The organism is Paraburkholderia diazotrophica, from assembly GCF_038900755.1.
Lineage (GTDB): Bacteria > Pseudomonadota > Gammaproteobacteria > Burkholderiales > Burkholderiaceae > Paraburkholderia > Paraburkholderia diazotrophica_A.
The window spans coordinates 386,567-413,307 of record NZ_JBBPEN010000007.1 but is presented as its reverse complement, the minus strand read 5'-3'; the positions used below and the strand labels follow the sequence as shown (position 1 = coordinate 413,307).

The window sequence follows — 26,741 nt, the reverse complement described above, 5'->3', positions numbered from 1 at the left end:
TCGCCCTACGGGCTCCTTCCGACGCGCACAGCGTCAGGACCTTCCCCGCAACTTGCAGTTACCGCCTTTATCACGTCACGTCAACTGTGTGTCGCCGGATTTGCGCGGTTCCTGACCGCCATCGACACCCGCCCAAAAGCAACTCACCCATACAATCAGTTCGCCACGAAATGAAGCTGACGGCAACCAGCGCGCGCAGTAGGTCAGGATCAACGTCAAAGCGGTAGCAAAGACGCACCAATAGCCCATCCATACTCCCTTTTGCGTCATCGCGCGATCTCGCCATCGACCGAGCATCGACATATGCCCGTCTACTCGCTCAGGGAAGTAATGTTTTACGCGCTCTGCCAGCGCCTCGATCGACGGACGCTCAGCGCCTTCACACTCAGTCTGCACTAAGTTAGCAACCTGTCTTGCAGCTTCAATCTCCCTTTCACGCCAGCGCCGCGGAACGAGCAATGGCCACTCTCCGCTAACCGTAAGCTCAATGATTGTGCCGTTATAGCTTGGGAAATAATGGAGACAGGCAAGATGCAATAGAGCTAGGTAGGGTGCCCCATGAGACCCTCTGTAGCCGATTGTCCAAGCTGCCACAGAGTGGCAAAGCTCGTGCACGATGACAAAGTCGTTCGGCTCGTCGCTCACCGGTAGCGTAAGCGTATGATGCCGTGCCACATACACACCGGCTAATCGGCGCGAAAACTGCTCTAACTCCGGAACGAGCTTCAGGGTTGGCCTACTGGCAATCCCCAAAGCGTCGCATATCTCAGCGTAGCGGGCCTCTACGGCTTCTTTTGTACTCATCGTCTATCTCACCGAAGAAACCAATCCCTATGGTTTACGGCAGGTCAAAATCCATTCTTGAGTCTTTATTGCGTTAGCCTATTAGTGATTACAGCGATCCGTGCGGACAAATCGCAATTAGACTGGGTGCATTACCTGTATTAGCGATTCAGAATCTGCAGCCAGCAAGGTCCCTGTCCCAATTTACATCCAAGACCGAGGGGGGCACTTGGAAGAACATCTTGAAAGCGCAGTACCGCAGCCGATCCCAACGGTTGACGCCGTCGAATCCAGACCATGCGAGTACAAGCGAGTATAGGGACGATGGGGCGCCAGCCATGGTGCGCCGCTACGACGGGCGGTTGAGCGCACGGGATATCGCTGGCACCTATGGTTTAAGTGTCAAACGGCCATTCTTTGTCTTGTTCGACCATCGCTTCCCAGCGCCAAGACGGTCTACGTGCTTCTGGAGGTCGCGTGCCCACGCAAAATCGGCTTCGCGCCCGAGATCACGCACAAGCCTGACAACCTTTACCCGTTTGCAGTGCCTCAAGAATTCGTCCAGCACGTCGGAGCGGAGGTTACGCAAACCGACTAAAAGGTTGCTCGCTTCCTCCATTGACTGCCCTTTTCCAACGTCGCTAGCCAGTTCAAGGATGGCACGCTCAGGCACTGAGACCAACACCTCCGGAGACCTTGCCGGCAGGGGTTTAAGTCCCGTGTCGTAGGGTAGATTGCCGTCGAACAGATCGGTGGTCTGGTACGAATAGCTCATCAAGTCATCTACCCAAGCAGGAATGCGATGCGATCTCCGCCCCCATAACACAATCTTTTCCCGGAATGCGATGTTGTGGCGAACACCCTGCCAGGAAAGAGCTGTCTTACCGCCCACATGAAGGCCCGGTATGCACCGGGACAGATGAGTGATCGCACCGTCTAGGCAGGGAGCGTCGCCGGTCAAAAGATAGACGCCCTGCGAAAGGCGCTGTAGCCAGCCGGCCCTGACCATATAGGCAGCAAGGGCGTTGCTTATCCCCATTTCTCTGAGCATGGCGGAGTCGATAGGGTGGCCGCGCTGGCATCCCCGGAGCAACTGCTGGACCGTCTTGTTACTCATCTATCTCTGTCCGTTGCGTTATCTAGTAGCAGTATATGAGCATATGTTTTTAACATCTGCAATTTTTCAACGCGTGCCGCGATTCGCAGATCGGTTGAGCAATCGTCTGGCGGTAGTGCGGCCGTTCATCAAGTGCTTCCCCGCTCTTCGCCTTGACGCGGGATAGCGCGCGGAGACTCGACGCGGATTGCATGCAAGAGGGCGTTCGAGGAGATCGATCTGTTGGCAAACGACGGCAACAGGAATCCGGCAATACCGGATGACCCACACACTGCCGAACCACGTCAGCAATAGCGGTGCACAGATCTTGCGGCTCGGTCGATGCGTACATCGACAGTTGCAGTGTTCTCGCCCCCGGGCGGCGTGCAAACCGGTACGTCGGGGCGCCCGAAAACGAATTGATATCCTCATCTGCATCTTTTACTTCCGCCTCATTGCCCGGGTTCGGGCGCCAGGCATTTGAGACGCAAGTTGACTCTCCAGTTCTTGCCGTAGTGCGACGAGTTCGGCCTGCTGCTCAAGACAGACGTATAGCACCGCCCGGTATCTTGCTTCCGACTCACGCAGGCGATGCTGAAGTTCGCTCACATGCTGATCTGTGCCTTTAACGCGCCGAGAGCCTCCAGTTTTCGATGCGCTTTCCGCCGGGGCAGTCCTCGCGGACTGCGAAATCTCGTCAACAATGTCGCGATGGTGTTGATATAAATTGGCCCGACTCACACCCGCAGCACGACAAACCGCTGATACCGTTACGGCTTTAAGCCCATTGTTCTCGCGCAGAAACAATATAGCTGCCTGCACTCGCTCACGTACGTTCAGGGTATCACTTGAGTTTTGAGAGCGCCGTTCATTCATGATCCAGTCTTCGGTGCGCTTTCCGCAGGAGCAGGCCGCGTGGACTGCGAAATCTCGTCAACAATGTCGCGATGGCGTTGATATAAACTGGATCGACTCACACCCGCAGCACGAAAAACCGCTGATACCGTTATGGCTTTGAGTCCATTGTTCTCGCGCAGAAACAATATAGCTGCCTGCACTCGCTCACGTACGTCCAGGGTATCACTTGAGTTTTGAGAGCACTGTTCGTTCATAATATTCTCTAGATTTTCTCGGGACTGGTAGATGCAACGCCGGCGCTCGCTTTAACCAAACCAGCAAGCACTGAGCGAGATTTTTTTAGCTTCTCCTCGACAACTAAACGTGTCTGCACAGGAAGACGAGGGCGCTCCAAGAACAGTTCCTGATCACGAGCGCGTTCGTTCCACCAAGAAATATGTTTCTCGGTCACAGCCAAGTTGACGCATCCGGCACAGACATCTGGTGCCCGGTTTACTGGATTCGGGCCGGTGTCGCTGCCATCGCACGCGGAGTGACTACGTGAGTAAACGCAAAAACCCCAATGACAAGGGCCCAGTAAAACGCCTCCGTCAATCAGCTTTTCGATAAATGCACGGAGCGTCTTTTTACCTCGAAATTTCGCAGCCTGCCCTCGAACCGCGCTCAAAGCCGCAGCTCCTTTTCCACCAACAGCCGTAGAAGTCAGTAATACTTCGAGTCCGCTAGCTAATTCTTTTCTATCCTCTTCTGCAAGAAGGGTCGCCAAGTCATGATCAATTCCGATGTATCGATTATCAGTAAACGATTGATAAACGTGCCCCAACTGCGCAGCAACGGGTTCCAATCTACTTTTGTCTCGTAAAACAGCGAGCTGCGCAAACGTCTTTCGCAGCATATGTGGGTGCAAATGGCTAACCTTTGCGCCCCCCTTTCTCATAGCACTACATGCGAATAATTTCACTCGATTGCTCAAGGTCACGGAACCCCACCGAGTCGGAGCTGATCCGATTCAGAACAGCGGTGAGCCTTTCGATCGACTTAGTAACAGCGCTTGACTTTTAATGCGTGGCGACCGGGTATGTCTCGTAAGGCGCAGAAGGAAATTAATTACTTCCTGAACTGGGGGCCCGGCTACCCAGCGCCTCGCGCGCCCCTGCTTCTTGGCTGCGATCCCCCTGATATATCCAAGGCCTGATTTACCTTCCACCTCTTCAAATATCAAGCAATCCTTATTCAAGGATAGCAACTCACTCACTCGCAAACCGACCAGTACCAGCAATAAAAAAGCACAAGCACCCTCCATAACTGACAGTCCTACAGAGATTGTTTTATAAACAGGTCCAGAAAAATTGAGTGACTCTGCCAACTTTTTATACGTTGGCCTTTCGGATATTTGCTTATAGAATTTATCTGACACAACACTGCGCTTTTTTTTACTGAGACCAATCGTGCGCCTGCTACGGAGCCATGACTCCTCCGCGACACTCTCAAAAAACGGCGCAAAGTCTTGAATCCACTGAAGCGCATCTCTGATAAGTGCAATCGTAATACTGGCGTCAAGAGATTTCCATGGCCGAGCGGGGCGCCCCCGAATCTTTTCGTATATTTGATCATCTATGGTCCGAATATCCACCGTGAGCGAAAAATCGTACTTCCCTGCCAAATCAAACATTAGCTGAAATTTCGATATCCAACTTGCGACTGTGCGCTCTGACAATGCGTCCTTTCTTGGACGGCGGCTCGCAATAAACTTAACAATATCCTTCTGTGAGATATCGGAAAAGCGCCATATCGAGTTTCTCACCATCCATCTCGCCAGCACGCGCAGGTAACCGAACCCCTGAAGTTTCGTTGTTTCGCCGTAGTGCTTCCCTCTAATGTTTGACGCTCCGTACATTAGCTGAAATAGCTGCTTGGTCGATTTCATGAGGACATGCCGCTGATGTCGTGTGCCCTTTCCAGATGGGATCAAGGTATCCCATCGAATGGCCAGGTCTTTGTCTTCCAGTAACGGAACGTGTTCGAGGTGCGTTACATTTCGTCCACTTGATCCCATATATCCCTCCAATCTATTCGAGGACAGGGATAAGGCTGACATTCATATGTTTCCTTGCCTTCTCCATGACCACGGGAGACACGGAAGACAAGATGGTTGTATTGATAATTGAAAGCGTATCGCCATAGACGGCCTCAAATCGACTTGACCATCCATGTACAAGCGCATCTTGCCGTGCCGCTTCCAATGCTACCTTTGCAGCAAGGATTCTCGATATGACACGCGGATCATCAAGAGGAATTACGCTGCCAGTACATGTGCTGCACCCAGTAAAATTAGTGCAACGCGTCCCTTTTGGCGTAACACCATCAGCTCCAGCAAAGGGATCACGGCAACCGAAACCGAATACAGTTTCAGCAGGCTTTTTGACAATCCCTTCATAACCACCATTCCGTCTGGACACACCTTCAGCGCCCCCCTGACCTATCAAAATACCTTGAAACTCAGTAATTTTGTCATGCCATTGCAACGGAAACTCTTCAATTGAGGTATACCTGGACGTCGTTTTCACATTTTTGTGATTCAAACGTCTTTTAGGAATCTCGATGTCATGAGAATCTCTATGAAGAACCCTGGCCACAGTAGTTCTCATGTCTTCAAAATCGAAGTCCTGAATCTTATATCTATCGACGAAGGCTGCCAGATAGTTATGCAATGATTGTACAGAGGGTACTTCTGGCTCATCCCGCCTTAAACCCCGAGCCAAAAATACCTGTTTTTTCACGCTAGGTCGCGCGTCCATCCGAAGGTTTTCATTTAACTTCAGAAGCCGGCGAATAATATTGGGGGCCGACCATTTCTTACCGACGGGATAGTCTTGACGTTGCTCAGATTTCGCCCGCTTTTTATCCCAGCATAAAAATTCGAGATCGCTTCTTAGCGGATGCGGCTCTATACAATTCAACTCTAACAATCGAATTGCCATAGGATTGCCGCCGGTTTGCGTAACGACTGCCATATAGAACGGGAAAACATCTCCGGTCGTCAAATACATCAGGGACCGAACATATTGCAACCCTCCGCACGCAGCCACTCTTCGGGAGAGAGAAAGTTTCGAGTTCCCAATAACACGCTGATTTGGAATCCGCCCCTTACCGATTCTGAGCAGATCAATCAATATGCGAGACAGCATATTGTTTTCCTCGCTCTCCTCATAATTCTCCTTGACCAAGCGCCTACCGAATTCAAGCCTAGCTTCTATTTTTTCGATTTCGTCATAGCAGCGAGCAAGTATAAGCTTGACCGAATCTCCATCAACACCATTCCTTTTTTCCGGCTCGTTCCTCGCAAATCCATGCCCTCCGATATACGAATTTTCTGAGATAACTTCAGGGGCATTGCGTCGGCACCAACGTAGAATCGTGAAGACAATATTCTGGTGACTCTGAGCGGTGCTACTGACCAAATGAGACGCTTCGAGCCAATCGTGAAACATACTGGCGATCGTTGAAGGAAGAGGTAGCTGAAAAGCAATCTTTGATTGCTGCAAGCATAGAATAAGCTTTCGAATGCAGCGGAATGCCTGCTTCTGAGTTTCGATCGCCGTGTGTCCGTATTCTGCGTCGTGGGCGCGCAACAGCGCTGCGGCGATCACGGGCGAAACTTCGAGCTTAGACAAATCCAATGTTGCGACGAGATGACCACTTTCATCCACCAGTCGATGGACTAAAGGCAATCGTTCACGCGTCAGTTTCATGGGAAGTCCTGTAAAGGCTCTCTAATGCGGCCATTGCATCGCGCCCTGTGACTTCCGCCGCACGTAGGTAGATCTCGGTCGTTTCGACGTGTGCGTGCCCGAGAAGGACCTGAAGTACCTTCAGCGAATTCTTTGCAACTCCAATTTCCCCTTTTCTTGCACTATCGAGGTACCTCAATACGTGCACCGCGAACGTATGACGCAGATGATGCAGTGTCGCAGCGCTTCCTATCAAATCAGCGCAACGACGGAATTCCCTCGTCAGTGCCTGGCGAGACACGGGAAATCGAGATCGATTTATAAAGACGTAATCGTCGAACCCATCGAAAGGCGAAATCCGATCAGTCGTGATGTACCAATTGGTCTCTTCGACCAAGGATTTTGGCGGATAGATCGCGAGTTCTCTGCCGCCTTTTCGCCTAATTACGACCGACGCGAACTCACCGTCCAACTGCTCCAATTGTTCTGGTGTGGGAAGCAGCGAGCGCGGCAGCATAGCTACCTCAAACCGGCGCATCCCGGTCGTCAGGCCCCACCGAAAGGCCAGCTTATAGGGCATCCGCGCGTACTGAAATAACCCCTTGATTTCATCCATGTTGAGCAAACGCGGATGTCGGTGAAGGACGCCAGGCATAAGTGGTCTTTGACGCTCATCCTTCTCTCGCTCCAAAAGAAATGCACCCAACGGAGACGGGAAGCCGTGGCTTTGGCACCATAGGTGGAATTTGGAGGCCACAGTAACGCGGAGGTTTGCGGTGGCCGACGACGTCTTATATCGGGGACCAACACGCTCATGGCGAAGCTCTGTGCGGTACCGCTGGAGGAGTTCCTCATTGACGCGCTCCAGCGTACTGCCGGCTGTGGTGATGAATCGAATCCAGTCGATCAGACATTCGGCATAGGTCCGGCAAGTGTCGCCGGTGACTCCGCGGCTTCGTGTCGCACTTCGGGCGAGAAACAAGGTTGGCGCCCACAGAGGTAAGCCATCGTCTGAGTTCACAATGAGGGCCACACTGGGTAATGTTTGATAACGGGGACCCATACCCGCAGCAGGAGTCAGCCCAACGAACTGCGAAATGGAGTCCCATGTCCCGAGTGCCGATGGACTTATGTGAATCGCACGCACATTGTTTGTCTGCATTTAGATACCTTGCGTCGGTAACGAATAAAAGCAAACTTGCCAGAGCCTTCCCTACATTAAAACATACAGACAGAAACGGGAACCTAATGCCCGAATTCGACAGACATGTGCTCGAAACGCTGCGCGAGCCGCTGGAAAACGGCCGCATCACGATTTCGCGCGCAGCGCTGCAGGCCGACTTTCCCGCGGCGTGTCAGCTGATCGCCGCGATGAATCCTTGTCCCTGTGGCTGGCGCGGCGATCCTGGCGGCCGCTGCCGGTGCACGCCCGAGGTCGCCGCGCGCTATTTGCGCAAGCTGTCGGGGCCGCTGCTCGATCGCATCGATATTCAGATCGAGATTCCGGCGCTCTCGCCCGCCGAACTGTCCGCGCGCTCGACGACGCAAGGCGAGGTGAGCGCGTCGATTGCGCAACGGGTGGACGCGGCGCGCGAACGCCAGCTTCGGCGGCAAGCGAAGACGAACCGCGAATTGAACGGTCGCGAAGTCGATGAAGTCTGCCGGCCCGACAGCGACGGCGAGCGGCTCTTGCGGGAAGCGGGCGAGCGCTTCGGCTGGTCAGCGCGCGCTTATTACCGCGTGCTCAAGGTCGCGAGAACGATCGCGGATCTCGCGGGCAACGACGTCCCGAACGCCGCGCAGATCTCCGAAGCGGTGCAATATCGCCGGGCGTTCAGCACCCAGTAAAAGCTGCGGAGGACAAAAAAACGCATGTCAAGACTTGACTTATGCACATTATCCGCCCTCTGATAAGTTTTGATACATCTGAAAGGCTGTTGTGAGGCGCATCGATAATGTCTTTGATTTTATTGAGTTTTTCAAAATGCCAAGATTCAGGGCAAAGTGACAACCTGCCCGTCCGATGGGCATTTGCGGGCTACCGCACAGAGTTACCAACAAAGTTATCCACAGATCCTGTGAGTAACCAAAAAAGTCCCATGTAAACGCGAGATTAGCGGTCTTTTCTGCGAAGGAACTTTCACTTGCTCGCGCGTTCGGTGGCCCGTTATCCGGCCCCAAATCAGTAAAGTTTGAACGATTCGAAGAATTGCTCGACTTGTTCCGGTGGCGGTTCTTTGCTCGCGATCACGGCCGCCTGATACACATGACGTCCCTTCGCGACGAGCCGCGCGTGCATTGTCCGCGTTTCCTGTTTCGGGCCCGCCTTGCCGCTGAAGGTCATTTCGAGCCCTTGCACCTGACCGCCCGCGGCAAGCGGAATCGTGGCTACGTGCGCGTTCGGCGCGGTGCCGAGGTTGCGCGCGAGCCCCGAGCGCAGATAGTCGAGCGCCATGCGTTGCACCTGCGGGTCGCCGCTGGGCAGCATCACCGTGCCGACAGCGAACACGGCGTCGCCGGCCTCGGCGATTTGCATCGCCATTTTCATCGGCGTGCCGTCGATGTCGATCTGTCGCTCGTCAGACGTCGGCTTGGCGGGCAGATCGACCGTGTAGCCGTTGTCGTTGTTCATGATCGTGCGCCAGTCGTAGGTCGGCGAGCACGCGGCAAGCAGCCAGCCGGCCGCCAGCACAGCGACGGCCGCCGCCAGCAGCGAACGCAATGCAGACGAATCTGACGGATGGACAGAACGAACGAAGCGGCGGGCAGATGCGACAAGAATTGAACGGAGCATGACGCGGAAACGGCGATTACATAACGGAAAGCATCATTATCCGCTGTCGACGAGAGTTGGCGCTTTAGCGCCTTACTCTCGTCCCACGCAAAGCGGTCGACCAGAGTTGGCCCCTTAGCGCTTACTATGGTCCCACCCAAAGCGGTCGACCAGAGTTAGCGCTTTAGCGGTTACTCTCGTCCCACGCAAAGCGGTCGCCGCCTCCGCCGCCCGATACACCCGTTATCCGCCGCTTAACTACGCCGCGAACCACGTCTCAGGATTGCCGCTACAATATGAGACAAAATCCGGTCGCCCGAATCCGCTGCTGTTCTCGCAACGTACCGGCGCCCCTTCAGGTGTTGTTCTAGCGTGCCTTCCGCACGCTTCCGAGGTCCCGTTCATGAGCCAAACCATCCCAAGCAACGCCTCGCGGCGCTCAAGCCCGGTTCGCTATATCGCGGCGGCTGTCGTTGCTGGTGCGATCGCCGTTGCCGGCTACTTCGCGTTCGGCAGCCAGCAGCACGTGCCCGATGCTACGTTCACGCTGTTGTCCGGCCAGAAAGTGTCGACCGCCGATCTCAAAGGCAAGGTCTATCTCGTCAACTTCTGGGCAACGAGCTGCGACACCTGCATGAAGGAAATGCCGCAGATGATCCAGACGTATAACCGCTTCAAGGACAAGGGCCTCGAATTCGTCGCCGTCGCGATGAGCTACGACGCGCCGATGTACGTGACCAATTACACGGAAACGCGTCGCCTGCCGTTCAAGGTCGCGATGGACGACGGCTCGGCTGCGAAGCAGTTCGGCAACGTCCAGCTGACGCCGACCACGTTCGTCATCGACCGCAATGGAAAGGTGCTGAAGCGCTACGTCGGCGAGCCGCAGTTCGCGGAACTCGATCAACTGCTGCAAAAGGCGCTGGGCACGACCTGATCGCCCGAATCTTCTCGACGGCGGGCTTCGCGCTGAATCGTCAGCGCAACCGCCGTCAGCCGCACCTCCCGCTTCACCGCTCCCCTTCCCCACGCGCAGCCAGGCCATAACGCTTGATCTTCTCGTAGAGCGTCGCCTTGCCGACCTGCAATCTGTCTGCCGCCACCGCAACGGCGCCGCCCGTCTGCTCCAGCGCCTCGGCGATGACGGCGCGCTCGAACTGCTCGACGCGCTCCTTCAACGGCTGCGTAACCGACGTTAGGGCATCGTCGTCCGTCGCCGCCGTATCGTCACCGACGCCCAGCACGAAGCGATCCGCCGCGTTGCGCAGCTCGCGCACGTTGCCGGGCCATTCGCGCTGCATCAGATTCGTGCGCTGCCGGTCGGTGAGAATCGGCGCGGGCCGTTGATAGCGGACAGCCGCGTCGAGCAGAAAATGCTCGAAGAGCGGCACGATGTCCTCGCGCCGCTCCGACAGCGGCGGCAGCGCAATCGTCACCACGTTGAGCCGATACAGCAGATCGCGCCGGAACGTGCCCGCCGCGACGTGCCCGGTCATATCGCCCTTCGCGGCCGCGACGATGCGGCAATCGACGCGTATCGGCTGGTTCGATCCGAGCCGTTCCAGCACGCCGTCCTGCAGCACGCGCAGCAGCTTTACCTGCAACGCGAGCGGCATGCTTTCGATTTCGTCGAGAAAGAGCGTGCCGCCCGACGCGTGCTCCAGCTTGCCGATGCGCCGCTTCGCCGCGCCCGTGAACGCGCCCGGTTCGTAGCCGAACATCTCCGATTCGAACATCGGCTCGGGCAGCGCGCCGCAGTTCACCGCGAGAAACGGCTTGTCGCGGCGCGGCGACAGCTCGTGCAGACTGCGCGCGATCAGCTCCTTGCCCGCGCCCGTATCGCCGTTGATCAGCACGGAGGCGTCCGTTGGCGCGACATTCGCGATCAGCTTGCGCACCTGCTCGATGGCGGGACTGCGTCCGATGATGCGCGGCGCAAGCGTGCCCTGCTCCGCGAGCTCGCGGCGCAGCGCGAGATTTTCGAGCACCAGCGTGCGACGCTCCAGCGCGCGACGCACGGTTTCGATCAGCCGTTCCGACGCGAACGGCTTTTCGATGAAGTCATACGCGCCGTCGCGCATCGCCTGCACGGCCATTGAAATATCGCCGTGCCCTGTGACGAGAATCACGGGCACATCGGGCGCGCGCTCGCGGCATTGCGCGAGCAGGTCGAGACCGCTCGCACCGGGCAAGCGGATATCGCTGACGATTACGCCCGAAAACTCCGCGTTGATCAGCCGCGCCGCCGATTCCACCGACGCATGCCCCACCACCTCGAATCCGGCGAGCTGCAGGCTTTGCACGCTCGCTCGCCGCACGAGTTCGTCGTCTTCGATATAGAGGACCTGCACGTCCTTGTTCACCATGTTCCCTGCCAATCTAACCATGCGTTGAATCTGCGCCAGATCACGAGCCCGTCGTGACGGAGTCCGCGATATCCGTTGCCTGAGCGCCCGCGCGGCGCAGCGTCAGCACGAACGCAGCGCCGCCTTGGGCGTTGTTGCGCGCGACGAGCGAGCCGCCGCAATCGCGCGCGATCGACGAGCAGATCGCAAGCCCCAGTCCCAGCCCCTGGCCCATCTCCTTCGTTGTGAAGAAAGGCTCGAAAAGCTGCGGGAGCACGTCGTCGGGAATGCCGGGACCATTGTCGCTCACGGTGATCGTGAGCACTGCCTGAGCCGTTTCGACGTCGATCGCGATGCGCGGCGCGGGCGTGCCCGCCACGGCGTCGAGCGCATTGCCGAGCAGATTGATCAGCACCTGTTCGAGCCGCAAGTCGTCGCAATGCGCGACCAGCTTCGGTTCGTCGCTCTCGACATCGAGCCGCACGGACGCCGCGCCCTCGTCGATCAAAGATATATCGACCGTCACGCCCTGCAAGCGTTTCTGCAACAGCGTCAGTACGTTGCGCAGCGCGCGCGCGACGCCCGCGCGCGCATTGCGCGGCCGTGCGCGGCCGACGAAGAGCTTCAGCTGATTCGTGATCTTGCCCATGCGCTCGGTGAGCGCGGCGATCGCTTCGAGATTGTCTTTCGCCGATGCATGGTCGCCGCGTTCGAGAAACACGCGCGTGTTATCGGAGAAGCCGCGCAACGCGGCGAGCGGCTGGTTCAGCTCATGCGTGATGCCCGCCGCCATTTGACCGAGCGCCGCGAGCTTGCTCGCCTGAATCAGCTCGTCATGCGCGGCGCGCAATTCCTGTTCTGCGCGCGTGCGCTCGCTCACTTCCTTCTTCAATTGCTCGTTTGCCTGCGACAGATCGGCGGTGCGTTCGGCAACGCGCTGGTTCAGTTCGGCGTAGGCCTTCTGCAATAGCGCGCGGCTGCGCATCACTTCGCGCACGCGCGCGCGGCGCATGCGCCAGTAGAACAGCAACAGCCACAGTGACACATAGCCGAAGCCCGTCACGATCGTCGCGTAGCGCGCGTCTGCATTGACGGGATCGATGGGCGCCATCGTGATGAGGCGCCAGTCCGGCTCGCCGAGCGCGCGCGTCGACGCGAGAAAACGCGGCGCATAGCGTCCGCCGCCGATGCGCACGATCTGTGCGCCGCCTTCGAGCGTGCGCACGACCGTCATCGGCAGCGGCGCGATCGGCTGGCGCGCGTACTGGCGCGTGTCGTAGATCGACGCGATCACATCGCTCGAAAGCGGCTTGACGGTGTGATATTTCCACGCCGGCACCGACGACAGAAAGATCACGCCATGATCGTCGGTGACGATCAGCGGCTCGGACGCATCCGCGCCCTGGAACCATTCGAGATTCAGCTTGACGACTGCCACGCCGACGATCTTGTTATCGCGTCGCACCGGCTGCGAAATGTAGTAGCCCGGATCGAGCGACGTCGTGCCGATGCCAAAGAAGCGCCCGACCTTGCCCTTCTCGGCCTCGACGAAATACGGCCTGAACAGATACTCCTGGCCGATGAAGCTGTCGCGCTCATTCCAGTTGCTCGCCGCCACGCAGCGGCCCGCCGCCGTGATGATGTACGTGACGTTCGCGCGGGCGCGTCGATTGAGGTCATCGAGATATTGATTGGCGCGCGCGACGTTGTCCGCGTCGGGCGCCACGAGCACGTCCTGCACGAGGGGATGCTCGCCGAGCAGATAAGGAAGCGATTCGTAGCGCTCGAGCGTGCTTCTGAGCGCGTTCGTCGTGCGATCGGCGCGCACGGCGGCGTTGCGCCGCAAAGTATCGATGCCGCGCTGCCACGTGATGCTCCACGTGAGCCCACAGGCTGCCACGAGCCCGGCGACGAGCGCGAACAGGATCAGCAGGCGACGCGTCACGATGGCGGAAGTCGTTCGATGGGGATCGCCTATTGTGGCATATCGCGCCCCATCGTCGCGTTCGTCGCATTCGTCGCGTTCGTCGGGCTGGTCGAGCCCATCGGGTCCATCGCACGCGTCGAAGCCGTCGGGCGCCTCTGCGCCCGCAAGACCTTCGGATGCATCAGGCGGCGATCGATGAGACGCCGCCGCCCTCGTTGCGAGCGGCGCCGCGCCATGTTGCCGCGGCGCCGCCTTCATGGCTCAGACCTCGGCCGTTTCGTTGACCGACACATCGCGGCGCAACGCGGCGCGCAGCTTCGAGCGGTCCAGTTCCTTTTCCCATGCCGACACCACGACCGTCGCCACGCCGTTGCCGACGATGTTCGTCAGCGCGCGGCATTCGCTCATGAAGCGGTCGATGCCGAGAATCAGCACCATGCCCGACAGCGGAATCGTCGGCACGACGGCGAGCGTTGCGGCGAGCGTGATGAAGCCTGCGCCCGTCACGCCGCTTGCGCCCTTCGACGTCAGCATCGTCACGGCGAGCAGCGTCAATTGCTGGCCCCACGTGAGGTCGGTGTTGGTCGCCTGAGCGATGAACAGCACAGCCATCGTCATGTAGATGTTGGTGCCGTCGAGGTTGAACGAGTAGCCCGTCGGCACGACGAGACCCACCACCGAGCGCGAGCAGCCGAGCTTTTCGAGCTTCAGCATCAGTTGCGGCAGCGCCGCTTCCGACGAGCTCGTGCCCAGCACGATCAGCATTTCTTCCTTGATGTACGCGACGAAGCGCAGGATGTTGAAGCCGACTGCGCGCGCGATGATGCCGAGCACGACGACCACGAACACGATCGACGTCAGATAGAACGTGCCGATCAGCTTCAGCATCGGCAGCAGCGAGCCGATGCCGTACTTGCCGATGGTGAACGCCATCGCGCCGAACGCACCGATCGGCGCGAGCTTCGTGATGATGCCGACCATGCCGAACAGGATGCTCGACAGGCTTTCGATGAAGCTCGTCACCGGCTTGCCGCGCTCGCCGATATGCGCGAGCACCGCGCCGAACAGCAGCGCGACCAGCAGGATCTGCAGGATTTCACCTTGCGAGAACGCCGACACGAGCGTGTCCGGAATGATGTGCATCAGGAAGTCGACCGTCGTCTGGCCGTGCGCCTTCGCCGCATACGACGCGACTTCCTTGCCGTTGAGCGTGGCGGGATCGACGTTGAAGCCGACGCCCGGACGCAGCAAGTGCGTCGCGGCCAGGCCGAGAATCAGCGCGAATGTCGAGACGATTTCGAAGTACAGCAGCGCCTTGCCGCCTACGCGCCCGACTTTCTTCATGTCTTCCATGCCGGCGATACCCGTCACGACGGTACAGAAGATGATCGGCCCGATCACCATTTTGATCAGCTTGATGAAGCCGTCGCCGAGCGGCTTCATGTCGGTGGCGAGCGACGGATAGAAGTGCCCCAGCGCAATGCCGATGATGATCGCGACGATCACCTGCACGTAGAGGACTTTATAAATAGGTTTCTTCACGATGATGTTCCTGCGATGGAGTAAAGCGGGTGGACCGAAGGCCAGTCACGTAGCGCATGAGGTACGGTCAGACGTGCGTCATGCGCGGTGAGCAAGCCCGCGACAAGACGACGAAATCAGAGGGACCAGAACAGGAACTCAGGCATCGTTGTCTCCTATCGACCAGAGTTGGCGCTGGAGCGCGTTACTCTGCTTTGTAGTGAATGGGCCATTGCGGCCGCACGTCTTCTTCGCAAGGTCGATGCCAGCGTTTATTTCTCGTCTAGCCTGTTGATTCGAAAAGCAATTTCAATATGGCCATCCGACCGGTCTTCCGGCTTTCCGGAAATCCGGAATGCGGGCGTCCGGATTCCCGAACGCCGTTATCGGCAAAATCGAGGGCTAACCCTAGGCTCCTTCTTCGAGCACGAGCAGGTTCTCGTGCGAGAAACCGAGCGCAACAGGCTGGCCGCGTTCGGGCAGACGGCGGTTCGGATCGTTGAAGATGTCGAGCGAGATCACTTCGTCTTTCACGCGAGTCCGGATGCGCACGATCGCGCCAAGAAAGCTTACTTCTTCGACGGTCGCCGTCAGCGTATTGCGGCCGGCAGCAGGCGCTTCGAGCACGATCGCTTCGGGACGCAGCGCGAGCATGCGCTTCTTGCCGGCATCGTCGGCGGGCAGCGTTTGCGTCGTGCGCAGTTCCTGGCCGTCGACGGCCATGCGCCCCATCAACGGATCGATCACATGTCCCGACAGGATATTCAGCGTGCCGACGAACGACGCGACAAAACGCGTGCGCGGATAGTTGTAGATCTCGAGCGGCGTGCCGACCTGCTCGACGCGCCCTTCGTTCATCACGACGATGCGGTCGGAAATCGATAGCGCCTCTTCCTGATCGTGCGTGACGAAAATCGACGTGATGCCGAGCTCGCGTTGCAGCGCGCGAATGTCCTGCCGCAGCGAAATGCGGATCTTTGCATCGAGCGCCGAGAGCGGCTCGTCGAGCAACAGCACTTGCGGCTTGCCCGCGAGCGCGCGCGCCAGCGCGACGCGCTGCTGCTGCCCGCCGGACAGTTGCCACGGATAACGCTCGCCGAGATGCGGCAGCTTGATCAGTTGCAGCATTTCGTCGACACGCTGCTTGATTTCGCTCTGCGGACGACGCGCGACCTTCAGCCCGAAGCCGATGTTCTCGGCGACCGTCATATTCGGAAAGAGCGCATACGCCTGAAACACCATGCCGACCTTGCGCTGCCGTGTACGCAGATGTGTGACGTCGCGGCCGTCGAGGCGGATCGTGCCACGCGTCGGCGTCTCGAAGCCGGCGATCATCCGCAGCACTGTCGTCTTGCCGCAGCCCGACGGCCCAAGAAACGTGATGAATTCGCCGCGCTCGATCTGCATGTCGAAGTGATGCAGCGCCGTGTTCGCGCCGAATGTCTTGTGCAGGCTGTCGATTTCAAGAAACGCCATGACGGTGCCTCGATTTAGGGCTTGTGCGCAGCGAGCGTGCGCACGGAGCCGAACACCTGGATCAGCCCCATCGACGCCCACGTAACCGCGAACGCGATGATTGCGAGCGCAGACGGTTCGTAGGCGCGGTTTGCGCCGATCAGTTGCAGATACGGACCGAACGCCGGACGGTCCAGCAAACTCGCAATCGTGAACTCGCCAATCACCACCGCAAAGGTGAGAAACGCGCCGGACAGAATGCCCGAGCGGATGTTCGGAAAGATCACCTTGAAAAGAATGGTCGGCCAGTTCGCGCCGAGGCATTCGGCTGCTTCCGTCAGCGAACGGATGTCGACGGCGCGCAGCCCTGCATCGACAGCGCGATACATATACGGCAACGACAGCGTCACGTAGCCGAATACGAGCAGCAGATCGGTCGCGCGCTCGTTCGACGTCAACGGCAGAATCGAGCTGCTGTTGTAGATGCGCAGATAGCCGAACACGATCACGATCGCGGGCACGACGAGCGGCAGCAGCGTGATGAACTCGACGATGCCGCGCAGCTTCGGCAGCCGCAGTTGTACCCAATACGCCGTCGGCACGACGAGCAGCACGCCGACGACGATCGTCAGCAGCGCCATCAAAATCGAATAGCCGAACGACGCCTGAAAATGCGAATCGGAGAGCACGACCTTGTAGGCATCGAAGCTGTACGTGCCGCGCCGCATGCGCAAACTGAATTCGAAAGTCGCGAGCAGCGGAATCAGAAAGTACAGCGACCCGACGATCATCGCGGTCCATGCGCCCACGCGCGATTGCGTGTTCGGTTGCGTGCGCGACTGCGTTTTCGATCGAGATTGCGTGCTCATCTGCGCCCCCTTTCGACGCGCGAGCGCAGCCAGATATAGCCGCCGTTCGACAGCCCCGTCACGAGAATCGTGCCGAGCGCGAGCGCATAGCCGAGGTTCTGGTTGTGCAGCACGTCGCCGCGAATTTGCGCGTAGAGCAGGATCGTCACGATGTTCAGCGAGCTGCCCGTCAACGCATACGCCGTCGCGACCGCGCCGAACGAGTTCGCGAACAGCAGCAGCGTCGCGCCCAGCACGCTCGGCCACAGCACGGGCAACGCCACATAGCGCCAATACTGATACGCAGTGCCGCCGAGGCAATCGCATGCTTCGCGCCACTCGCGCTTCAGGCCGTCGAGCGCGGGCGTGATGATGAGCACCATCAACGGGATCTGGAAATACAGGTAGGTGATCGTCAGGCCCCAGAAGCTGAGGATGCTGAAGCCCGTCGAATAGAGATTGATGCCCGTGTACTTCTTCAGCAGCACCGTGACGAGGCCGACGCGCCCCAACGTGCAGATGAACGCGAACGCGAGCGGCACGCCCGCGAAGTTCGATGCGACGCCCGAGAACGTGAGCAGCGTCGGCCGAATCCAGCCCGGCAACCGGCCATGCACGGCCGCCCATGCGAGCAGCGAGCCGAGCACCGCGCCGCCGAACGCCGATGCCGCGCTCACCTTGAAACTGATCCAGTACGCGTCGAGCGTGCCTTCCTGGAACAGGTCCCGCATGTTGGCGAGCGTGAAGTGGCCTTGCGCGTCCTGAAACGCGCCGACCATCAGAAAGCCCGTCGGCAGGATCAGGAACAGCAATGCGAAGACGAAGAACGGCATCACGCCGATCCACGTCCATAGCGGCGACGACCGGCCCGTGCCGCCGACCTTCGGCGCGGGCGCCGGCACGGACGAAACCATCAGGTCCGCCTCGCCGCCTGGCCCGGCTTCCGATGAAGCGCTCATCGACTCACCCTCGCTCACCCTCGAACAGACACGCGCGCGCTGCGTCGCGTGGCATCATCGCCGTCGCGGCAGGCGATGCGGGCGGCGCAGCGCGGCCCGCATCGCAATCGCATCACCAGATCACGCCGCACTTACTTGACGTTCGCGCCGACGACCTGGTCCCACTGCTTTGTTACGACGTCCTTCGTCGCGTCCTGTTGCTGCAGGGTCGGGAACACCGCGCTCTTGTATGCGGATGCGGGCGGCAGCTTGTCGAGCAGCGCCTGCGGCACCTTCTTCTGCGTGACCAGCTCGTTGTAGCGGATCGGGTGGCAATAGCCCGTCAACCAGCCGATCTGGCCTTCGTCCGAGTAGAGATATTCCATCCACAGCTTCGCCGCGTTCGGATGCGGCGCGTATGCGCTGATCGCCTGCACGTAGACGCCCGCGACGACACCCGTCTTCGGCACGACCACGTGTACCTTCGGGTTGCCCTTCAGCGTGTCGCGGTCGGCGAGCGCGTTGTAGTCCCAACGCACGATGATGGGCGTCGTGCCTTGCGCGAGCGAAGCCGCCTTGCCGATCACGGGCACGAAGTTGCCGCTCTTGTTGAGATCCGCGAAGTACTTGAGGCCCGCCGGGCCGGCCTTGCTCGCGTCACCCTTCGCGACGGAAAGGCCCGCTGCGTAGACGCCCTGGATCGCCTGGTTCGCCGAGCGCGGATCGCCCGCAAGCGACACGGCGTTCTTGTAGTCGGCCTTTTGCAGATCGCTCCAGTCGGCCGGGACCTTGTCGATCATGTCCGCGTTCACTTCGAACGCGAGCACGCCGTAGTAGTCGCCGTACCAGTAGCCTTCGGCGTCTTTCGAATCGTCCGGAATCGACTTCCACGTCGACACCTTGTACGGCTGCAACAGACCCTGCGCCTTCGCGGCGGGACCGAACGAAAGGCCGACGTCGATCACGTCGGGCGCTTGCGGACCCTTGTTGCCCTTGTTCGCCTTGATCGCTTCGATTTCGTCGCCGGAGCCTGCATCCGGATTCAGCTCGTTGATCTTGATGCCGTACTTCTTCTGGAATGCCGCGATCATCGGGCCGTAGCCGCACCAGTCGTGCGGCAGCGCAATCACCGTAAGCTGCCCTTCCTGCTTTGCGGCGGCAACGAGCGCATCGGAAGGCGCCGCCACCGCATTGCCCGCGGCGGCCACGCCGGCCAGCGCCGACGCCGAAATCAAACAACGTAACGTGGTCGGTTTCATCGTTTTCTCATCCTCTGCCGAAAATTGCTACGTTAGGAAAACTGGTTATCGACGTCTGTGTCTCCGCACATCTAGCTGACGACGTCCTCGCCGATCATATCGAGGCGATCGGTACAAATCATGTCGACGCCCCACTTCGCGAGTTCGCGTGCGCGCGCCGGATCGTTCACTGTGTATGCGAGCACGCGCAGCCCGGCGTCGCGCACCGCGCGGACGTTCTGCTGGCTCAGATGCCTGTGGTTCGCATGCAGCGAGACGCACGCGAGTTCGCGCACGATGCGCAGCCAGTCGCGGGGCACTGCATCGAACAGCATGCCGCGCGGCAGCGATGGAGCCGCATCGCGCGCGGCTTTGAGCGCGTCGAACGAAAACGACGAAAGAAGCGGCTTTCGCGTACGCCACAAGTCTTTCGCGGCGAGCGCGACCAGACGCCCCGTGATCTCGTCACGGCCCGGACACGGTTTGATTTCGATGTTGGCGGCGATCGCCTCGCGCTCGCAGCGCGCCGCCACTTGCGCGAGCGTGGGCAGACGTTCGTCCCTGAAGCGCGCATCGAACCACGCGCCCGCATCGAGCGATGCGAGCTGTTGCCACGTGTGTTGTGCGGCGGGGCCGCGACCATTGGTCGTGCGGTTGAGATCGTCGTCGTGCAGCAGAAAGACCTGATTGTCGGAAGAGAGCTTCGCGTCGAACTCGATCATCCTGTAGCCGAAGCGGATGCATGCGTCGAAGCCTGCAAGCGTGTTCTCCGGCGCGAGCTTGCCGCCGATTCGATGTGCGACGAGCCGTGGATAAGGCCAGTCTGCGGATAGTGCCTGATCGATCCCGTTGCTCATCGTGCGTGCCTTCACAATGATCTGATGGAACTGCGGCCTGCGTGGTGTATCCGTCGATTGCGACGGTGTATCTTATTCTGAGGATCGCGAATGTTTGGTGTGTTTGAAGCCGGGCGCAAATGCCTCAGAATGCGAAGGCTAAATATAAATACCCAAACTTGCAAGCTCCCCAAAAAATACAACCCGAAAGTACACAGGTATCGCGTCGTTATGCGCTTTGACATCGCTCCGACACAATGGATTGATAGTCATCGCGTGCGCAGAAACGCGACGGCCGCACAACGTTAAAGAACAGGCGAGGACAATCAAGCATGTGGCAGGAAGATCGTCATCAGAGAATACGCGCGCTGCTGTCCACCCTCAATCGTGTATCGACGGAGCGCATCATGGCGGACCTCGGGGTATCGCGAGAAACGGTGCGGCGCGACCTGCTCGATCTCGAAGCGCTCGGTGAACTGCGGCGCGTGCATGGCGGCGCAATCAAGCCCGCCGACGAAGCGCCCATCGCCGAGCGTGCGCAGACGCATGTGAAATCGAAGAAGGCCATCGCGAAGGCCGCGACGGGTGTCGTTGCAAGCGGACAGACGCTCTTCATCGACGCGGGCACGACGACGGCAGCGCTCGCCGATGAACTCGCGAAACTCGCGAACCTCACCGTCATCACCAATTCCATCGACGTCGCGATGAAGATGCGCGGCGCGCCCGAGCAGCGCGAATCGTGGGCGAACGAAGTCATCTTGCTAGGCGGTTCGATCAGCGACCGCGCGTTGTCGACAGCGGGCGATACGACCATCCTCGACATCCAGCGTTATCGCGCTGATATCGCGCTGCTGTCACCCGTCGGCGTGGATCCGAAGAATGGCGCGAGCAATTATGACCGCGCGGAAACGGAAGTCGCGCGCGCGATGGTCGGCAACGCGGACAGCGTCGTGATACTCGCGGACTACAGCAAGATCGGTCAGCGCAGCCGCATCGCGTATTGCGCGCCGGAAAAAATCGATCTGCTGATTACCAACCGGAAAGCAGCGGACGTCGCGGCATTCGCGCAACTCAAACGCAAGGTAGGCAAGGTGATTCTCGCGTGACTTTGCGGTTGCGCCCGTCTGGTCTCGTCCTTGCATCACCTTGCGTTGTTGCAATTTTGTGCGCTTCGTCCATAGTGCATCGGCAAGTGAGCCCGCGTGCACTGCGCCATGACCCGCGTTAAATGGAAAAGCCCGCTGGAGATGGAAACTGCGAAACTGCCTAGTCCGCGTCAAGGGCTCCCGCTTTGCGGACGGTGAGCGGGCGGTGCCCGCCAGCATGCGCCTACCGTGAGATGTTCTCTTTGACGTCGATGAGCGCGGTTACGGTTCCGGCATTCCCGCCTATGGCGTTTTGAAGGATGTATTCCTTCTTCATTCGCGCGAACGATAACCCGACCTTTTCAATGCAAGCCTGTCCGCCTGCGAGCGGTTGGACGCGTGAGATCACAACGTCATAGAGGGTGATGCGCAGGAACTCGTGGGGAACGCCACCAGCCTTGCGCATCGTCAGCCTTGCTTCTTGAATGTGCTTGCCGGTGAAGCAGTGGCGCGCGAGGTTCGGACTCGCGCGGTCCATCATATGCGTGAATTCCAGATCACTGACGGTCGCCTTCGCCGCGCCGCCGCCTGATCCCGACATCATGGTTGATTGCTGCTCAACCTTCCATGTCCAGTCAACCACGTCAATTTCGTTCAGGTGCATCGCGTCCTGCGATTCCCCGTCGATGCCTTGAATCTTGATGAAAATGTCGTTTGACATTGAATTCCCTGATTCGCTAGTTATGCTGTGATGAGCGCATGATGTGTCGCCATGCAAGCCTGCTTGCGGGAACAACGATTACGGCAGCTAGCAGATGCGCAATTAGAAAGAGCGCAAGATCACAAGCGTCCTCCATGTCCAGTGAGTCGGGGTCATAGTTGGAAGTGAATAGATGCACTGCCCACCTGACGAAATCCTTCAACCATCCCGGTATCTCAAAGTAGATGTGTGCATAGACAAAGCGCGTGATGAGAAGGCCTAAGAGGAGCCACACCACGATCGATACGACACACCAGCCGAAGAGCGCGATGCGTTTCATCGAACGTCAACCTTCCCATACGCTTTCATATCGCTACCCGGTACGGGCATCGTTGCTCCCATTGCGTGAAGGTACTGCCGGAGTCTGTCGAAGTCAGGACGATTCTTGATCGTGATGCAGCCGTCGCTCTCATGCATGGGGCCATCAGGATGCAGCCGGAAAAGCCCACGCCGAATTCCGTGAACCATTGTTGCGTCGCCCGTATAAGGATTCCAGAGCATGAACCATGTGCGATGGTCCGTGGAGCCGACGTAAGGCCCGAATTCCTCGCGAATCCAACCGAGCAAGCCGCCCGACTGACGATCTACGATGTAGTACGTGCCGGGAGGGATAGCGCCGACACCCACATCAGCCACGTCGTCGGGATCGTTACGGCCTTTGCCGTGCCCCGAGTACGCTTCGACGGAGCCAAAGCCCGAGCAGACAAGTAGCGAAGTATCTTTCTTGTTGAGTGTGTACGTGCAAAACACCGGCATGGTTGTGCGTTCCCTTCAGGTTAAAACGGGAGTTCATTCCAGTCATCTTTAAAGATCGGATTGCCGCCGAGGTAGACCCTTGGAATCGAGGAGTAGCGAAGCTCCACGAGTTCCGTCTGGTTTTGCGTTTGCTTGGCTTGGCCCTTGAATTTTGGCGATATCTGCTCCGCTTGAATCGTTCAGCCACAGGTGAAGCGGAATTGCCATGCGAGAACCTCATAACGCAGTGTGCGAAATTCGCTTCTACACCGTGATCGCAGGCTTGCAAATAGAACAGGTTCATTTGCGACAATCTTTGACATCAATGATGCGGCACGCATGGCGGGCCACGAAAAGCCGCGCGGGTCCACTCGCGGAATGCCCCCACACGGGCGCCGGGTGCCATGTGGGGCTGTGTCGCTATTCAAATCGCAGACGAAAAAAAAGCCCGCATTCGCGGGCTTTTCTGCTTCAACCGATTCCTACCGCAACACGCGCTCAAACCACGCCGGCATCGTGCGCCTGCACATCGGCGTGATAGCTCGAACGCACCATCGCGCCGACAGCCGCGTGCGTGAAGCCCATCTTGTACGCTTCCTCTTCGTACATCTTGAACGTGTCGGGATGCACATACGCGCGCACGGGCAGGTGGTGCTCCGACGGTTGCAGATACTGGCCGATCGTCAGCATGTCGACGTTGTGCTCGCGCAGATCGCGCATCACCTGCAGGATTTCTTCTTCCGTTTCGCCGAGACCGACCATCAGGCCCGACTTGGTTGCGACGTCCGGATGCAGCGCCTTGAAGTCCTTCAGCAGCTTCAACGAGTGCGCGTAGTCTGAACCCGGGCGCGCTTCCTTGTACAGACGCGGCACCGTTTCGAGGTTGTGGTTCATCACATCGGGCGGAGCGGCATTCAGGATGCCGATCGCGCGATCGAGACGGCCACGGAAATCCGGCGTCAGGATTTCGATCCGCGTTTCTGGCGACAGCTCGCGCGTCTTCTGGATGCATTCGACGAAGTGCGCCGCGCCGCCATCACGCAGATCGTCGCGGTCCACGCTCGTGATCACGACGTACTTCAGCTTCAGCGCGGCGATCGTGCGCGCGAGGTTGCCCGGCTCTTCGGGATCGAGCGGATCGGGACGGCCGTGGCCGACGTCGCAGAACGGGCAGCGGCGCGTGCACTTGTCGCCCATGATCATGAACGTCGCGGTGCCTTTGCCGAAGCATTCGCCGATGTTCGGACAGCTCGCTTCCTCGCACACCGTGTGCAGATTGTGCTCGCGCAAAATCTGCTTGATCTCATAGAAACGCGAATTGCCCGTCGCCGCCTTCACGCGGATCCAGTCGGGCTTCTTGAGTTTTTCGATCGGAACGATCTTGATCGGAATGCGCGCAGTCTTGGCTTGTGCCTTCTGCTTCGCGGTAGCGTCATAAGGCGCCGGAGCGGCGTTCGAAGCTGCGGGATTGGCGATAACGTCAGTCATTCGTTCGTTCCAGTCAGGCGGCGATGGCGCCCTGCGGTTGGCCGACGGCTGCGGGACGGCCGTCGATGTTGGCGATGAGGCTTGCTGCCAGGGTCCGGGCTACGTCGTCCCAGCCGGCTGCGACGCCGAGCGTCGCCATGTCGACTGTTTCCAGCCCCGCGTAGCCGCACGGATTGATGGCGAGAAACGGCTGCAGGTCCATTTTCACGTTGAGACTCACACCGTGATAGCTGCAACCGTTGCGGATCTTCAGGCCCAGCGCGGCAATCTTCGCGCCGACGTGCAGCCCTCCATCCGGCTGCTCCGGCGCGATGTAGATACCCGGCGCGCCGGCCTTGCGTTCTCCGGCGAGATTATACGCCGCGAGCGTGTCGATCACGGCCTGCTCGATCCGCGTCACCAGTTCGCGCACCATCAGCTTGCGGCGGCGCAAGTCCAGCAGCAGATACGCGACCACCTGGCCGGGGCCGTGATACGTGATCTGCCCGCCGCGGTCGACCTTGACGAGCGGAATGCCGCTGTCTGCAGCGAGCAGATGCGCGGGATCGCCGGCCTGGCCGAGCGTGAAAACGGGAGGATGTTCGACGAGCCAGATTTCGTCTGAGGTTTCGGGCGTGCGGGCGTCGGTGAATGCGCGCATCGCGTCGAAGCTGGCCTGGTAATCCTCCGAGCCGCGCCAGCGCACCGTCACCGGGTGCGCGGCACAGGCTTGCGCGGCGGTGTCAGGCTGACTGGAACTCGGAGAGACGATGGACGATGAAACCGGCGTGGCACACATGATTCCGGGAGTTTACCGAAAACCTGCGCACCTCGCCGGGCCGGAGGACAATGAGTGGGATCGAAGCGCGGCGCGATCAGACGGTACGCCATCCGGAGCGAAGCCACGCGCCGAGACGTTCGCTGACGCGGGCAAACCAGTTGAGCGCCTTCTCGTCGGCACGCGTCGGCACGAGAAACGCCACGCGCGCCTGCGCGCCCCGCTCGACCGATAGCCACAGCCGCTCGCCGCGCCGCAGACGCAGCGTCTTGCCCGGTTCGAGCCAGTAATCTTCGACATCGTCGCTGCGCGTCACCCACACCGCGCCGCCCGAGACGGCCAGCCGCGTGCTGCGCGTGACCTTCATCGGAACGGTTTCGCCGGCTACGATTTCAAACGTGATGCTAGAGGAAATTTCTCGCATGATGGCCTCGCCAAAAATCGCTTCATGGCTACAATCTTAGGCGTGGCAAGGGTTTTCGCCAAACGACCAATTTTCACGGCTTTGTGAGAAAAATTGTCATGGATCTTCGTCAACTGCCGGCACTGAACGCGGTCAAGGCCTTCGAGGCCGCAGCCCGTCACGAGAGCTTTTCGCGCGCCGCCGACGAGCTGTTCGTCACGCATGGCGCCGTTAGCCATCAAATCCGCGCGCTCGAGGAAGAACTGGGCGTGAAGCTCTTCGTTCGCGACGGCAAGCGCGTGCGGCTCACCGACATCGGCCGCCGCTATGCCGTGCATGTGCGCACGGCGCTGGTCTCGCTCGCGGAAGCGACGCGCGAGATTCGCGCCGGAGACCGCGACCGCCGGCTCGTCGTGTCGATGCTGTCGTCGTTCGCGGCGCGCTGGGTGACGCCGCGCATCGGTAGCTTCATCGAGGCGAATCCGCAGTGGGATCTCGAACTGCTGTCGACCAACGCGCTGACCGATTTCGCCCGCGACGACGTCGATGCCGCGATCCGCTTCGGCTACGGCAACTATCCGGGGCTGCACACGGAACTGCTGCTCGAAGAGGTGTTTTTCCCCGCCTGCTCGCCGACTTTCAACGGCGGCAATCTGCCGAAAACGCCCGCCGATCTCGCCAACGTGGCGCTGCTGCGCTCGGATGACGAGCTCTGGCGCCCGTGGTTCGACGCGGCCGGGCTCGCCGACTGGCCGGAGCCGAAGCGCGGCGTGCTGTATCAGGATTCATCGAATCTGCTGCAAGCGGCCATCGACGGCCAGGGCGTCGCGCTGACGCGCCGCTCGCTGGCGATGCACGAAATCGCGGCGGGGCGGCTCGTGCGGCTTTTCGATATCGACGCTCCGAGCCCGTGGCAGTACTTCTTCATCTGTCCGCCGCAGATGCTGCAAACGGCGCGCGTCAAGGCGTTCCGCGACTGGGTATTCGACGAAGTGGCGCGCTTCAGGAAGCTCTTCGAAAAGGTGTGCACCGAGAACGCGATGCGCTCGGCAATACAGGGGACACGGGCAAACAAAGAGACGCAGACCGCACCGGACGCATTGCACGTCCAGCTTCCAGCAGTGGCGCAGACGGCGCGCTAGCGCGCTGCCGCCTGTGCTTCGA

At 59.4% G+C, this 26,741-nt stretch carries 23 protein-coding genes and 1 pseudogene; 4 read left to right on the top strand and 20 right to left on the bottom strand.

Translation table 11 applies throughout. From position 1 onward, the window contains the following. Positions 1–75: 75 nt before the first annotated feature. From AABE10_RS23360 to AABE10_RS23335, 6 genes are all read right to left on the bottom strand, one after another. Positions 76–804 carry a hypothetical protein gene (locus AABE10_RS23360; RefSeq protein ID WP_342935602.1) on the bottom strand — a complete coding sequence of 243 codons (729 nt, stop codon included), beginning with the start codon at positions 802–804 and terminating at the stop codon, positions 76–78. A 367-nt stretch (positions 805–1,171) separates the two neighbouring features. Further along, on the bottom strand, positions 1,172–1,900 hold the full coding sequence (locus AABE10_RS23355) for a type IV toxin-antitoxin system AbiEi family antitoxin domain-containing protein (protein WP_342935601.1): 729 nt from the start codon (positions 1,898–1,900) through the stop codon (positions 1,172–1,174). 1,099 nt (positions 1,901–2,999) lie between these two features. Then, a complete protein-coding gene (locus AABE10_RS23350; RefSeq protein ID WP_342935600.1) occupies positions 3,000–3,581 on the bottom strand; it encodes a hypothetical protein in 582 nt (193 codons plus the stop codon). A 165-nt stretch (positions 3,582–3,746) separates the two neighbouring features. Beyond that, the gene (locus AABE10_RS23345; protein WP_342935599.1) at positions 3,747–4,664 is read right to left on the bottom strand and encodes a hypothetical protein; all 918 of its coding nucleotides are present in this window, start codon (positions 4,662–4,664) and stop codon (positions 3,747–3,749) included. 142 nt (positions 4,665–4,806) lie between these two features. Further along, complete coding sequence (locus tag AABE10_RS23340; RefSeq protein WP_342935598.1) at positions 4,807–6,489, bottom strand: hypothetical protein; 1,683 nt, start codon at positions 6,487–6,489, stop codon at positions 4,807–4,809. Next, complete coding sequence (locus tag AABE10_RS23335) at positions 6,473–7,084, bottom strand: site-specific integrase (protein ID WP_342935597.1); 612 nt, start codon at positions 7,082–7,084, stop codon at positions 6,473–6,475. The genes AABE10_RS23340 and AABE10_RS23335 overlap by 17 nt, the downstream gene beginning before the upstream one ends. A gap of 632 nt (positions 7,085–7,716) precedes the next feature. Here AABE10_RS23335 and AABE10_RS23330 point away from each other — a divergent pair. Further along, positions 7,717–8,316, top strand: a pseudogene (locus tag AABE10_RS23330) (ATP-binding protein); the annotation flags it as partial. 334 nt (positions 8,317–8,650) lie between these two features. Here the strand turns inward: AABE10_RS23330 and AABE10_RS23325 are convergent. Beyond that, complete coding sequence (locus AABE10_RS23325) at positions 8,651–9,262, bottom strand: hypothetical protein (RefSeq protein ID WP_342935596.1); 612 nt, start codon at positions 9,260–9,262, stop codon at positions 8,651–8,653. 382 nt (positions 9,263–9,644) lie between these two features. Between AABE10_RS23325 and AABE10_RS23320 the strand changes: the two genes are divergently transcribed. Beyond that, entirely contained in the window at positions 9,645–10,178 is a 534-nt protein-coding gene (locus tag AABE10_RS23320; protein ID WP_342935595.1) for a TlpA disulfide reductase family protein, read from the top strand. Between the two features lie 73 nt (positions 10,179–10,251). Here the strand turns inward: AABE10_RS23320 and AABE10_RS23315 are convergent, their stop codons facing one another. The 8 genes from AABE10_RS23315 to ugpQ form a co-directional block, all read right to left on the bottom strand. Next, positions 10,252–11,607 (bottom strand): sigma-54 dependent transcriptional regulator, encoded by a 1,356-nt coding sequence (locus AABE10_RS23315; RefSeq protein ID WP_342935594.1) that lies wholly within the window; start codon positions 11,605–11,607, stop codon positions 10,252–10,254. Positions 11,608–11,647: 40 nt separating this feature from the next. Next, positions 11,648–13,771 (bottom strand): sensor histidine kinase, encoded by a 2,124-nt coding sequence (locus tag AABE10_RS23310; protein WP_342935593.1) that lies wholly within the window; start codon positions 13,769–13,771, stop codon positions 11,648–11,650. 3 nt (positions 13,772–13,774) lie between these two features. After that, the gene (locus AABE10_RS23305) at positions 13,775–15,055 is read right to left on the bottom strand and encodes a dicarboxylate/amino acid:cation symporter (RefSeq protein ID WP_342935592.1); all 1,281 of its coding nucleotides are present in this window, start codon (positions 15,053–15,055) and stop codon (positions 13,775–13,777) included. A gap of 387 nt (positions 15,056–15,442) precedes the next feature. Further along, complete coding sequence (locus AABE10_RS23300) at positions 15,443–16,510, bottom strand: ABC transporter ATP-binding protein (RefSeq protein ID WP_342935591.1); 1,068 nt, start codon at positions 16,508–16,510, stop codon at positions 15,443–15,445. A 14-nt stretch (positions 16,511–16,524) separates the two neighbouring features. Continuing rightward, a complete protein-coding gene (locus AABE10_RS23295; protein WP_342935590.1) occupies positions 16,525–17,358 on the bottom strand; it encodes an ABC transporter permease in 834 nt (277 codons plus the stop codon). After that, complete coding sequence (locus tag AABE10_RS23290; RefSeq protein ID WP_342935589.1) at positions 17,355–18,296, bottom strand: ABC transporter permease subunit; 942 nt, start codon at positions 18,294–18,296, stop codon at positions 17,355–17,357. The genes AABE10_RS23295 and AABE10_RS23290 overlap by 4 nt, the downstream gene beginning before the upstream one ends. 131 nt (positions 18,297–18,427) lie before the next feature. Then, positions 18,428–19,534 (bottom strand): ABC transporter substrate-binding protein, encoded by a 1,107-nt coding sequence (locus tag AABE10_RS23285; protein ID WP_342935588.1) that lies wholly within the window; start codon positions 19,532–19,534, stop codon positions 18,428–18,430. A 71-nt stretch (positions 19,535–19,605) separates the two neighbouring features. After that, positions 19,606–20,370, bottom strand: a complete 765-nt coding sequence (ugpQ, locus tag AABE10_RS23280; protein ID WP_342935587.1) for a glycerophosphodiester phosphodiesterase — start codon at positions 20,368–20,370, stop codon at positions 19,606–19,608. A 311-nt stretch (positions 20,371–20,681) separates the two neighbouring features. On the opposite strand from ugpQ, the gene AABE10_RS23275 reads away from it, so the two are divergent. After that, positions 20,682–21,455 carry a DeoR/GlpR family DNA-binding transcription regulator gene (locus tag AABE10_RS23275; protein ID WP_342935586.1) on the top strand — a complete coding sequence of 258 codons (774 nt, stop codon included), beginning with the start codon at positions 20,682–20,684 and terminating at the stop codon, positions 21,453–21,455. A 223-nt stretch (positions 21,456–21,678) separates the two neighbouring features. Here the strand turns inward: AABE10_RS23275 and AABE10_RS23270 are convergent, their stop codons facing one another. The 5 genes from AABE10_RS23270 to AABE10_RS23250 all read right to left on the bottom strand — a co-directional run bounded on the left by AABE10_RS23270 (position 21,679) and on the right by AABE10_RS23250 (position 25,598). Further along, positions 21,679–22,155 carry a type VI secretion system tube protein Hcp gene (locus AABE10_RS23270; protein WP_342935585.1) on the bottom strand — a complete coding sequence of 159 codons (477 nt, stop codon included), beginning with the start codon at positions 22,153–22,155 and terminating at the stop codon, positions 21,679–21,681. 315 nt (positions 22,156–22,470) lie between these two features. After that, a complete protein-coding gene (locus tag AABE10_RS23265; protein ID WP_342935584.1) occupies positions 22,471–22,950 on the bottom strand; it encodes a DUF2778 domain-containing protein in 480 nt (159 codons plus the stop codon). Positions 22,951–23,427: 477 nt separating this feature from the next. Next, the gene (gene lipA / locus AABE10_RS23260) at positions 23,428–24,417 is read right to left on the bottom strand and encodes a lipoyl synthase (RefSeq protein WP_342935583.1); all 990 of its coding nucleotides are present in this window, start codon (positions 24,415–24,417) and stop codon (positions 23,428–23,430) included. 13 nt (positions 24,418–24,430) lie between these two features. Then, positions 24,431–25,195 (bottom strand): lipoyl(octanoyl) transferase LipB, encoded by a 765-nt coding sequence (gene lipB, locus AABE10_RS23255; protein ID WP_342935582.1) that lies wholly within the window; start codon positions 25,193–25,195, stop codon positions 24,431–24,433. Positions 25,196–25,271: 76 nt separating this feature from the next. After that, positions 25,272–25,598 (bottom strand): DUF2917 domain-containing protein, encoded by a 327-nt coding sequence (locus AABE10_RS23250; RefSeq protein ID WP_342935581.1) that lies wholly within the window; start codon positions 25,596–25,598, stop codon positions 25,272–25,274. A gap of 98 nt (positions 25,599–25,696) precedes the next feature. On the opposite strand from AABE10_RS23250, the gene AABE10_RS23245 reads away from it, so the two are divergent. After that, positions 25,697–26,719: a transcriptional regulator GcvA gene (locus tag AABE10_RS23245; protein WP_342935580.1), complete on the top strand. Its 1,023-nt coding sequence runs from the start codon at positions 25,697–25,699 to the stop codon at positions 26,717–26,719. The last annotated feature ends 22 nt before the right edge of the window (positions 26,720–26,741 follow it).

Coding starts and splice junctions, on each gene's coding strand:
- AABE10_RS23360 (WP_342935602.1), bottom strand. CDS start 804: ATGAGTACAAAAGAAGCCGTAGAGGCCCGCTACGCTGAGATATGCGAC.
- AABE10_RS23355 (WP_342935601.1), bottom strand. CDS start 1,900: ATGAGTAACAAGACGGTCCAGCAGTTGCTCCGGGGATGCCAGCGCGGC.
- AABE10_RS23345 (WP_342935599.1), bottom strand. CDS start 4,664: ATGAAATCGACCAAGCAGCTATTTCAGCTAATGTACGGAGCGTCAAAC.
- AABE10_RS23340 (WP_342935598.1), bottom strand. CDS start 6,489: ATGAAACTGACGCGTGAACGATTGCCTTTAGTCCATCGACTGGTGGAT.
- AABE10_RS23335 (WP_342935597.1), bottom strand. CDS start 7,084: ATGGATGAAATCAAGGGGTTATTTCAGTACGCGCGGATGCCCTATAAG.
- AABE10_RS23325 (WP_342935596.1), bottom strand. CDS start 9,262: ATGCTCCGTTCAATTCTTGTCGCATCTGCCCGCCGCTTCGTTCGTTCT.
- AABE10_RS23320 (WP_342935595.1), top strand. CDS start 9,645: ATGAGCCAAACCATCCCAAGCAACGCCTCGCGGCGCTCAAGCCCGGTT.
- AABE10_RS23315 (WP_342935594.1), bottom strand. CDS start 11,607: ATGGTGAACAAGGACGTGCAGGTCCTCTATATCGAAGACGACGAACTC.
- AABE10_RS23310 (WP_342935593.1), bottom strand. CDS start 13,771: ATGAAGGCGGCGCCGCGGCAACATGGCGCGGCGCCGCTCGCAACGAGG.
- AABE10_RS23300 (WP_342935591.1), bottom strand. CDS start 16,510: ATGGCGTTTCTTGAAATCGACAGCCTGCACAAGACATTCGGCGCGAAC.
- AABE10_RS23295 (WP_342935590.1), bottom strand. CDS start 17,358: ATGAGCACGCAATCTCGATCGAAAACGCAGTCGCGCACGCAACCGAAC.
- AABE10_RS23290 (WP_342935589.1), bottom strand. CDS start 18,296: ATGAGCGCTTCATCGGAAGCCGGGCCAGGCGGCGAGGCGGACCTGATG.
- AABE10_RS23285 (WP_342935588.1), bottom strand. CDS start 19,534: ATGAAACCGACCACGTTACGTTGTTTGATTTCGGCGTCGGCGCTGGCC.
- ugpQ (WP_342935587.1), bottom strand. CDS start 20,370: ATGAGCAACGGGATCGATCAGGCACTATCCGCAGACTGGCCTTATCCA.
- AABE10_RS23275 (WP_342935586.1), top strand. CDS start 20,682: ATGTGGCAGGAAGATCGTCATCAGAGAATACGCGCGCTGCTGTCCACC.
- AABE10_RS23270 (WP_342935585.1), bottom strand. CDS start 22,155: ATGTCAAACGACATTTTCATCAAGATTCAAGGCATCGACGGGGAATCG.
- AABE10_RS23265 (WP_342935584.1), bottom strand. CDS start 22,950: ATGCCGGTGTTTTGCACGTACACACTCAACAAGAAAGATACTTCGCTA.
- lipA (WP_342935583.1), bottom strand. CDS start 24,417: ATGACTGACGTTATCGCCAATCCCGCAGCTTCGAACGCCGCTCCGGCG.
- lipB (WP_342935582.1), bottom strand. CDS start 25,195: ATGTGTGCCACGCCGGTTTCATCGTCCATCGTCTCTCCGAGTTCCAGT.
- AABE10_RS23250 (WP_342935581.1), bottom strand. CDS start 25,598: ATGCGAGAAATTTCCTCTAGCATCACGTTTGAAATCGTAGCCGGCGAA.
- AABE10_RS23245 (WP_342935580.1), top strand. CDS start 25,697: ATGGATCTTCGTCAACTGCCGGCACTGAACGCGGTCAAGGCCTTCGAG.